The sequence below is a fragment of the Vibrio sp. D173a genome (assembly GCF_030248475.1).
The window spans coordinates 1-2,039 of sequence record NZ_JAHGAH010000294.1 but is presented as its reverse complement, the minus strand read 5'-3'; the positions used below and the strand labels follow the sequence as shown (position 1 = coordinate 2,039).

Annotated in this window: 1 protein-coding gene and 2 pseudogenes; all 3 read right to left on the bottom strand. The window is 47.2% G+C overall.

Annotation, left to right across the window (positions count from 1 at the left end):
- Positions 1 to 205 (bottom strand): annotated as a pseudogene (locus KIV40_RS24475) (hypothetical protein); the annotation flags it as partial.
- Positions 206 to 222: 17 nt separating this feature from the next.
- The gene (locus KIV40_RS24470) at positions 223 to 366 is read right to left on the bottom strand and encodes a hypothetical protein (RefSeq protein WP_285351776.1); all 144 of its coding nucleotides are present in this window, start codon (positions 364 to 366) and stop codon (positions 223 to 225) included.
- A gap of 86 nt (positions 367 to 452) precedes the next feature.
- Positions 453 to 2,039: pseudogene (locus tag KIV40_RS24465) on the bottom strand (peptidase); the annotation flags it as partial.

The window sequence follows — 2,039 nt, the reverse complement described above, 5'->3', positions numbered from 1 at the left end:
CATCGTTCAAAACATCAACGTTATCATCCAGAGGTGACACGATATCCATATTTGCCACCTTACTTGTTTGTTCCGCTCTCCATTTATCCCAGCCAGATAAATCAATTTCACCTTTTAGCAAAATCGTATTTTCATTGCCAACATCAATACCATTCCGAGTTAATGATTCAATAGGCACGATTTCTTGATTATCCAGTTGCTTCACTTTCTTTACTAACACTTTCAGTGTTGGTAAATGAGGCTGTATTGAAACCCACTGCTGCCATCCAAAAAGCGATTGTTCGTAAAGCGCACAAACATCCCCTCTTTAATACCGACAATCACTTGGCTGTCTTTTACCAATTCCAACTTATCTTCAATATTCACAAAATAAACTCCGAGAATAAGGCGCCAACCATAAGGATGGCGCCAAAAATATTAAAATTTAAACGTTAAACGCTGAACGTAAAACACTAATGATTTTTTGAGATGCAGCTCGCGTAGTAACCGGCCGGATATGAGACGATGTCGTTACGGCCATCGCGGAGGTCAATCCACCAGAAGCCTCTGTCAACGTATGGTTTAGTACCTTCCGTCTTCGACCAGTATCCATATCCGAGCGGCCAACCCAAATTGGTCCACACGTTGCCATGATGGCGAAAAAGTCCACGCAACTCATCCAGTGTTGGGCGATCCCAATTTGTTACTCCACGAAACTCTAACTCATTTAGCTTTTGGCACCAACGGTCAAAATCCGAGCCAACACCACCAGGGTGATCAAGAGGTATTTGTGAAGCAGAATTTCTTCCATCACCCTGACTAAACGCCGCAAATTGACCACGGGCAGGCCCCCCAGTTCCATCCTCTGTAAATAGACCTCCAAACAATTCATCACGTTCTACACCCGAACTTTCTAGTACATCCATACCTTCTGGGAGATACCCAAGACGTTCCACCACTTCCCAGCTTGGCGTGCTGGTAAACCAGTTTCCATCAGCATCATCAGCAACTTTCAGACAGTAGCCTGTAGCATTGCTTTTGTCGTCGTCGTTTATGCCAACACCACAAGTCGGCGGTGTCGGCACATCTGTCGGATCTGTCGGATCTGGCGGATTTGGTGAAACAAACGTTATCTCGTCGGTATCGAAAAGTCGAGTTCCCGTAGATTGGGGGGTATAACTTGCGGTGACAGTAACAGTTCTAGAGGCATCAGTTGTCGAACTATCCTTCCAAACATATCCTACCCTCTGCTTACCCTGAGTATTCGTAACTGTAGCGCCAATACGCTCGACAGATTCGTCCTCAGACGTCGTAAAGGTTACCGGGCGCCCCACCACCGGATTGTTATTGGCGTCCATCATTGTCGCCTCAACGATATTACCACCTGGATCCTCATATGTTACACCAGTTTTGATGACCTCAAGCTCTAAATCAGCAGTAGCTTCATCCCCAATAAACTTCACATTTTGCGTCAACAACGTTTCGCCGTTGTACTTGATATTGACCGGAACCTGTCCTGCTTCCCAAGTTTTTAAGGCAAACTTGGCTACCCCTTTGTCGTTTGTAGAGAGAGTTGTATCGTCAAAGGTCACATTAGTCCGGTTGGGGGTTGACGCCTCAAGCCACTCACCTTCTACAGGCCTATCGTCCCGAGTCAGCTTCACCGCTACGACTGCCTGGTCGGCATTATCCGCTACCGCCTCAAGCTGAGATTCGGCGTCCACCACAACAAGGCCCGCGTCATTCATGCAAGTCACATAGTAACCAAGGTTGCTGAATGCCGGTTCTGGTAACCCGCTCCTCAAATCAATCAGCTGACCAAAAGCATCATTCTTCGCCCAATAAGGCAGATCCACCGGCCAACCGTCGTAAACATCCGGACCGCCGTTGTAGATGGCAAGCGCCTTTAGTTCATCAGAAGTCGGCAAGCGTCCCTTATTTTGACAGGAGTCTTCAGCGGCAGCGAGGGTAAACGTCGCCACGTCAAACCCATTATCATCAAAATTAGAACTCGTAGAAGTGACTCCTTGTGACTCTGCTTCTGATCTCGTCAATGGACC